Annotated in this window: 8 protein-coding genes; all 8 read right to left on the bottom strand. The window is 47.7% G+C overall.

The window, feature by feature from the left end; all coding sequences use genetic code 11:
• Positions 1-107: 107 nt before the first annotated feature.
• Positions 108-998 carry a flagellar hook-associated protein FlgL gene (gene flgL, locus UB32_RS17580; RefSeq protein WP_044396241.1) on the bottom strand — a complete coding sequence of 297 codons (891 nt, stop codon included), beginning with the start codon at positions 996-998 and terminating at the stop codon, positions 108-110.
• Positions 999-1,008: 10 nt separating this feature from the next.
• Positions 1,009-2,604: a flagellar hook-associated protein FlgK gene (gene flgK / locus UB32_RS17575; protein ID WP_044396239.1), complete on the bottom strand. Its 1,596-nt coding sequence runs from the start codon at positions 2,602-2,604 to the stop codon at positions 1,009-1,011.
• Between the two features lie 18 nt (positions 2,605-2,622).
• Positions 2,623-3,093 carry a flagellar protein FlgN gene (locus tag UB32_RS17570; RefSeq protein WP_044396237.1) on the bottom strand — a complete coding sequence of 157 codons (471 nt, stop codon included), beginning with the start codon at positions 3,091-3,093 and terminating at the stop codon, positions 2,623-2,625.
• 29 nt (positions 3,094-3,122) lie between these two features.
• Positions 3,123-3,395 carry a flagellar biosynthesis anti-sigma factor FlgM gene (flgM, locus tag UB32_RS17565; RefSeq protein ID WP_044396235.1) on the bottom strand — a complete coding sequence of 91 codons (273 nt, stop codon included), beginning with the start codon at positions 3,393-3,395 and terminating at the stop codon, positions 3,123-3,125.
• 78 nt (positions 3,396-3,473) lie between these two features.
• On the bottom strand, positions 3,474-3,899 hold the full coding sequence (locus UB32_RS17560) for a TIGR03826 family flagellar region protein (RefSeq protein ID WP_044396233.1): 426 nt from the start codon (positions 3,897-3,899) through the stop codon (positions 3,474-3,476).
• A gap of 7 nt (positions 3,900-3,906) precedes the next feature.
• The gene (locus tag UB32_RS17555; protein ID WP_044396231.1) at positions 3,907-4,611 is read right to left on the bottom strand and encodes a ComF family protein; all 705 of its coding nucleotides are present in this window, start codon (positions 4,609-4,611) and stop codon (positions 3,907-3,909) included.
• Positions 4,608-5,963: a DEAD/DEAH box helicase gene (locus UB32_RS17550; protein ID WP_044396243.1), complete on the bottom strand. Its 1,356-nt coding sequence runs from the start codon at positions 5,961-5,963 to the stop codon at positions 4,608-4,610. Before UB32_RS17550 ends, UB32_RS17555 begins: the two co-directional genes overlap by 4 nt.
• Positions 5,964-6,264: 301 nt before the next feature.
• Positions 6,265-7,104 (bottom strand): DegV family protein, encoded by an 840-nt coding sequence (locus UB32_RS17545; protein WP_044396229.1) that lies wholly within the window; start codon positions 7,102-7,104, stop codon positions 6,265-6,267.
• Positions 7,105-7,389: the final 285 nt, after the last annotated feature.

The raw sequence follows: 7,389 nt of genomic DNA, 5'->3' as shown, positions 1-7,389 counted from the left end.
GAGCGGACCGAAGCGACTCGAGGGGCTAGGCGCTGGAGCTGGACAATTCTCGAAGTGAATTTTATACTTCCTTATCTGAAAAAAAAGCCATTCCCAATGAGAATAGCTTATCTTAAAAAGTCTAATAGCGTCGGCTGCAATATGCGGGCTCCGACTCCTAGTGCGGCGCGGTGGACGCTTTCTTGGGTTTTCAGATCGGTGATGACCCGCTCGATATCTGCGTCTTCGTTATCGGACAGGACGCGATTTGCCATTACTTCCTGCTGGGCGATTCGGTCGTCGATCATCTCTAGGCGGTTATAGCGTGCCCCAAGCTCAGAACGTTCTGAAGAAAGATTGTCCATTGCTCCGTCCAATCGTTCCAAAAGCGGGTCCAGATCGCCAGCTTTGTCATCTTCTAAAGCTGTCTGGATCTCCTGGACCACATCAAAAAGTTCTTGATTAAAAACGCCATTTGGATCAACATTGGCCGTCAATGACACGCCGCGTGAAATCTCCACTTTGTAAGCTTTGATAGCAGGGTCAGCCAAGTTTGCTGCAACCTTTGGCGGATTTTCCGTCGGCACGGGCGGGTGATCTGTATCGGTTCCATGGAAAATATAGCGGCCGGATACTTGGGTGTTCGCTACTTGCACCAAATCATCCTTAATTTGTTCCACCTCACGGGCTACTGCCTCACGGTCGGTTGGGCTCATCGAACCGTTCTTCCCTTGAATCACCAGCTCCCGGACACGCTGCAAGCCATTATTGGCCTGCTCGATTCCTGCTTCAGAGTTCTCCATCCACAGATAAAGCTCAGAAAGGTTCCGCTTGTACTGTTCAACTTCAGTTAGGTTGGAGCGGTAAAACATTCCTTTCATCGCTACCACTGGGTCGTCGGAAGGCTTCGTAATTTTTTTGCCAGTGGCGAGCTGATCCTGGTAGGTCCCCATCCGGCGATAGCTTTCGCTCAAGTTTTTTAATGAATTGGAAGAAAGCATTGATTGAGTTATCCGCATTTCATTTCACCTATCTTCCTGCTGTCCCCATGCCATTGATAATTTTATCGAGCATCTCGTCCTGAAGGCTAATCATCCGGGCTGATGCATTGTAGGCATGCTGAAACTGAATCATATTGGTCATTTCTTCGTCCAATGAAACGGAGCTGACTGATTTGCGGCGGTTGTCCACCGATTCTCTCAGTGAATTGCTGTTTTGTGTCAGTCGGACCGCTTCCTGTGAAAGCACGGCCATGCCGCCGATGACACCTTCATAGTAATTACGGAAATTTGCCAGTTCGTCATCAGCTGGATCCGTTGGCGTAAAATCTTCCAGATATTCCAATGGTTTATTGAAAACATCGGCAAGTGCCAGGGCGTTGGAAGAGTCGCCAACAGTAGCGTCGACATATGGAACACCATTGGCATCCAATTTTTCTTCCCCTTGTGCCGTTGCGATATTGTCAAGGCTGTTGTGAATTTCCTGGGCTAGTTCTATTCTTCCGGCAAAACCCGCCCGTTGAATTGGCACATTTTCGGCATCTGCAAAAAATGGATTTTCAGCCTTTTCCGCGTTTACAATATCATTCGGACTTACTCCTTTTGCATGAACAGCATTAAACTCTGTGGCAAATGCATAGGCAAGATTATCCAGCTCTTTCATCATATCAGGATAGACTCCAGCAACTTTGCCGCCTTCCTCATACCCATAGGAATCTACTAACGCTTGAAGCTTTCCTGTCGAATGTAAATCGGTAAAGTCAAAGGTTGAACTGCCAATCGAAATCGTTTTAACCGCTTCACTCGCTCCATCAAAGTTTACGGTCACATCATTTTGCCGATCCCCGCTGACAAGAATTCCAAGCTCCTTGCCGCTGTCGCTGACCATCTTAATGACCGCTTGTCCATCGGCCATTTGCAGCGCGCCGCCGCTTGAACTAGTGTAATCGACTTTGATATTCACAAGCGAAGATAACTCGTCGATCAACCGGTCGCGCTCATCATATAAATCATTCGGCAAATAGCCATGTGGTTCGACATCGGCAATTTGCCCATTGATTTTGCTAATCTGGTAGGTTAACGAATTGATTTCTTTTTCGCTAACCGAAACCTCATTTTTCAAATCTCGCTGGATCGAAGACAAAGAATTGTGCAGGTAGTTGAACGTCTCTGCCACGGCAATTCCGCGCTGGCGAACGACGGAGCGAGCCCCAGGGTTTGTCGGGTTTACAGCCAAATCCTGCAACGACTGCCAAAACTGGTCCATCGTTTTAGACAAACCCGATTCGGATGGCTCGTTCAAGACTTCCTCCAGCTTGTTATAAGCTTCCGCCCTTGTCTCCCAATAACCGAGCTTATTGTTTTCCCCACGGTATTGGACGTCAAGGAAGCTCTCTCTTACACGCTGGATCGAGCCTGCCTTGACGCCTGTTCCTACCTGTCCAGGAATTTGCGGACGATTGAGCGCCGCATTCGGGTATGGCTCGGTCTGCTCAAAATTAATCCGCTGGCGAGAGTACCCGGGCGTGTTGGCATTGGCGATATTATGTCCGGTTGTTTGCAAAGCGCTTTGCTGCGTGTACATGCCGCGGCGCGCTGTTTCTAATCCCATAAAGGTTGAACGCATGTTTCGTTCCTCCAATTATTATGCTTTTGAGTTGAACATCCCTGTTGATGGACCAGGCTTTGCTTTCTTGCCGGCAGGCGGGCCGTAATTGAATTCCTTTTCCTGCGGCAGCACAAGGCTTTTGGAAAAATTGATGAATTGCAGGGACTGATGGATCAGCTGCTGATTCAGGCTATTCCGCACCTTTATTTCGGAGATGACCGCTAGCAGTTCCGCTTTGATCGAGAGAAGCTGCTCTTTGTTTGCCGGATTCGCTTCTGCAATTTGCTGTAAAGACGCACCCGGTAAAATGGCATTCGATACGGCAGCCCGCTGTTGTTCCAGCTTATCGATCGCTGCCACATGGGCTTGCTCCTCCTTCAAAAGCTGATCGAGGGCAGCTGTGTCGCCTGTTTTTACGATATCGGTTTTCTTTACGGCCAATTCGTATAGACTTTTGTGCATTTTATGCAATTTATTCATGATCGTTATCAATGATTCAGCGGACATCGACTGCCCTCCTCCTATAAAACTAGATGCTAGTCTTTTTTCTGATAGAACGCCAGTATGCCCTTGGCTGTTTCTTTCGGGTTTATTTTATACATGCCGTTTTCTACCTGCAGCTTCAGCTCTTCGACTTTTTGCTGGCGCTGGACAGATAGATGAGAAAGCTGCTGCATTTCTTTTGCAGTCGAGGAAATCTCAACCTTATCAGCCTTTTTGTTTGCTGCGTTCGCTGCCGCATCCGGCGTGCTCATCTGGCGTTTATATGGATTGACCCCTGATGGGCCTATATTATGATTAATTTTCATCGTCTATCCCTCACTTCCAAAACGATTTCTACTTTTATTATCGGCAGGAAGCTGCCACTATTTAATCATTCTTTTTCCCTATTCTCGGTGTGTGTAAAAAGTCGCCTGTCGATCGGCGATTTCTTTTTTTCGCTGATCTTCTTTTTGGACGGTGCGCAAGTCAGCAATCAAGTCCTCTGCACACGACGCACAGATTCTTCCTTCTCGAATCACCGCACCGCATTTATCACAAGGATAACCAAAATTAGGAAATTGAGTCAGCTGGAATCGGCCTGCTCGGATGAATTTTAAGATCAACTCTTCCGGGACACCGGTCGCTTCTACGACTTGGAGGACAGTTGCTGCTCTGTTTTCCCGTTTCCTCATGTACTTAGAGACTGTATCGTAGGCTGCCTCTTCTTCCTTCCAGCATTTTTCACAAACATCACGAAATTTATTTTTTACATAGAGTGCATCGCATTTTGGGCAATTTTGAAGGTCCAATGTCCTTCCTCCTTCAATCATATCTTATCTAGCGTGCCAAAGTGAATGAATACACCTTCGCAGCTCCGTTCCGTTTCAAGATTTTTGCTGCTTGCCTGAGCGTCGAGCCTGTAGTATATATATCGTCCACCAGCAAAATTGTTTTACTGTTCAGCTGGAGATCTGTAGTGAATTCGAATACTTGCGGATGGTGGATTCTTTCAGAGCGCGATTTTTTCGACTGTTTTTCGCTGTGAACCCTCGAGAGTAACTGCGTTGGTTCGAAGCCAGCCGTGACAATCAGTGCTTCCGCCTGGTTGAAGCCCCTTTCGTACAGCCGCTCTCCACTTAGCGGAATGGGGACAAGATAATCATAGTGAAAAGCCTGCAAAGCGAGCTGAACATCTTCGGCAAAAATCTCTGCAAGCACATAGTCCCCGCGAAACTTGAATTTCGCGATCACTTCCTTTGTAAAATCGGTATAGCGATACAGGGAGCGATTTTGATCGAGCGTTCCGCGCCACTGCTCATCCTCCTCCCAGCGCGCGCAGTCATTGCAGCGCTTTTCCAGCTTATATTCTGCTTCCAAAAACGCAAATGGCCGGCCGCAGATTTCACAGATTTCCCCAGTAATCGGCGAAAAGTTGTCGCTGCAGTCTCCGCAAATTTTTGCTGCCTTTTCTTCTCTGAATAAAGTCGTCCAGGAAAAATTTGCCTTTATTTCCTGATGGCAGATCAGACAATAATCTTTCATCGATCGATCAGCCCCTTCTTCCTTCCTTCCTTGTTCATCATCAGGATTTGCCTGCGGGCACCGAGCATCGCCTCTGTTTTGCCATAATGAAAAAACGTCACAGTTCCTGTCGGAAATTCGGCGCTTCTTCCTGCCCGGCCAGCAATCTGCACAAGTGCGCTCTCGGTAAAAATTCTGTCCTCCGCCCCGATGACCGCGACATCAATATTCGGGATCGTAACACCGCGTTCGAGAATGGTGGTGGTGAGCAAGATGGGGATTTCCTTATTTCGGAACTTGATGACTTTTGCTTTTCTGTCGGGATCCTCGGCGTGGACTGATTCAATAGAAGGATCCATTCGGCGAAGAATGCGGAGGGTTTTCTCCATGGCGGCGATTTTCGGGGCAAAAATCAGCGCTTGTTTTCCTGCGGCTAATCTAGCCTCTGCCCATTTGCTACTAATCGCCGGCAGTTTCCCTTTCGAAAGCTGCTTCTCCCAGTTTCCGAACCAGATAAACTGTGGCACCGGCAAAGGATGTCGGTGGTAACGGGCAGGTATCGTGATAAACGCTCTTTTGCCAAGACGGCATTGCTGCTGCCATTGCTTCTTAGGGGTAGCAGTTAAGTAGATTAAGGAGGACTTTGGTTTTCTCGCTTGCTCAACAGCATATTGCAGCGTTTGATCGATCGAATAAGGGAAGGCATCGACTTCATCGACAATCATCACTTCGAACGCCCTGTAAAAACGGAGCAGCTGATGCGTCGTAGCAATGGTTAGCTGGGCAGCTTCATGGCGGTCTTCGCTGCCGCCATAAAGAGCGGCAATTTTACAATCCGGGAACACTTTTTGCAGCCTGGGTGCCAGCTCCAGAACGACATCCGTCCTTGGCGTAGCGACGCAAATCCGCTTGCCTGTGGATAACGCCTCGGCAATCCCAGCAAATAACACCTCCGTTTTTCCAGCCCCAGCAACTGCCCAGACAAGCAGCTCCGCTGAGTTTTCCACAGCCTCTGCCACTTGCTGGGACGCTGCCTGCTGTCCTGTTGATAACTTTCCGCTCCATTGAAGCGGGTCCGCAATCTGTCGAAAATTCAGGTCTGGCCCCGCCCAGCTGACAAGCTGCGAGCACTCACTTATCCGGCCCATCATCAAGCATTTGCGGCAATAGAACTCCACTTTTCCACAGCGCGCGCAAGGAAACTCGGCAAACCAGGAAGCATCAGTCGTTCCGCATCTTACACAGGACAGCAGTTCTCTCTTGATTCCCTTCCGAAAAAGCAGATAACCATGTTGTTCGTGCTGCCGTATTTCCTCAAGCGGAAAAGGCAATTCCTCGAGCAGCAGCTGTTTCCCAAACAGGATTTTTTGCATGTCAGCATGGAATGGAAACGAACGGTCTGTGGATAATCGATCAGTGAATGATGATTCATCAACAGGGAGGAGGTAAGTTTCTTCTTTTGTCAAAGTTAATCACAGCCTTTTGTGGATTTTAATGTGGATAACACCGTTTTTATGTGGATAATGTGGGTTACTTTGTTGGTAAGTGTAATGGAAACGGTTATTTCTGTGGATAAATAGAGGTGGGAGCAAATTTTGTTGATAACTTCTATTTTGATGGGGATAACCGATAAAGCGCCAAATCCCCTGCGGATCTGGCGATTCATCCTAATGCTTATTTTTTATACCAGCCCAGCCCCATTGAACCCTCACCAAGATGGGTGCCAATAACCGGCCCGAAGTAGCTTAACAGGAATTCTACATTCGGAAATAGTGATTCTAGCTCGCTTTTCCATTCCAGCGCTTCCGCTTCACGATTGGCATGGATGATGACTGCCCGGTACTCTTCGCCGCTGTTCGCATCCGCTGCAAGCAATTCGACAACACGATTCATTGCTTTTTTACTCGTGCGTACTTTTTCGAACGGAACGATCTTTTTGTCCTGAAAATGCAATAAAGGCTTCACCTGCAGCAGGCTGCCAATCAACGCCTGGGCATTGGACAAGCGGCCGCCGCGCTGAAGATGACTTAAATCGTCTACCATAAAATAAGCGCGGATCGAACGCTTCATTTCCTTCAAACGCTCGAGGATTTCCTCCGCGTGAACACCCTGCTCTGCCAGCTCAGCAGCCTCCAAGGCATAAAAACCCTGCACCATCGCGCTGATTTCCGAGTCAAACGGATAGACTTTTATTCCATCCACCATATCGCCCGCACTGACAGCCCCTTGGAAGGTGCCGCTGATCCCGCTGGACAAGTGGATGCTGATGACCGCATCGTATTCCTTCATCAATTTTTCAAAAAGCGCAACGAACTCACCAATCGGCGGCATGGACGTGCTTGGAAGCTCGCGCTGTTTCACCTCTTTGTAAAATTCCTCTGCACTGATGTCAATTTCTTCTCTATATGTCTCATGATCAAATATCACGCTTAATGGAATCATGTAAATGCCCCATTTTTCCCGCAGCTCCTTCGGGATATACGCGGTACTATCCGTAACGACGGCCGTTTTCATTAGTCCATTCCCACCCTTATGTTTTTCTCTACAGTCTGTCCATCTCATTTTAATCGAACTTTCTGCAAAAAGCATTCTTTCAGGCAAACTCACTAGTGTTGCAAAAAAATATCATAATTTCTAGTTTTCTATCTTTCCTCGTTTAGAGCCAAAAAAGGGAAAGTAAAATGGGAGAAACGGCTTTTTAGTGGATTTGGACAGTTGCTGCCTGACTTATCTATTATAAAGTACTTTTGTTTTTCCGTAAATCAAGGTTATTGTACCTCAGCTCTGAGGAGTAAACTT

This window comes from Mesobacillus subterraneus, assembly GCF_000934845.1.
GTDB classification, from domain to species: Bacteria; Bacillota; Bacilli; order Bacillales; family Cytobacillaceae; genus Mesobacillus; species Mesobacillus stamsii.
This window is presented reverse-complemented; position numbering and strand designations above follow the sequence as displayed.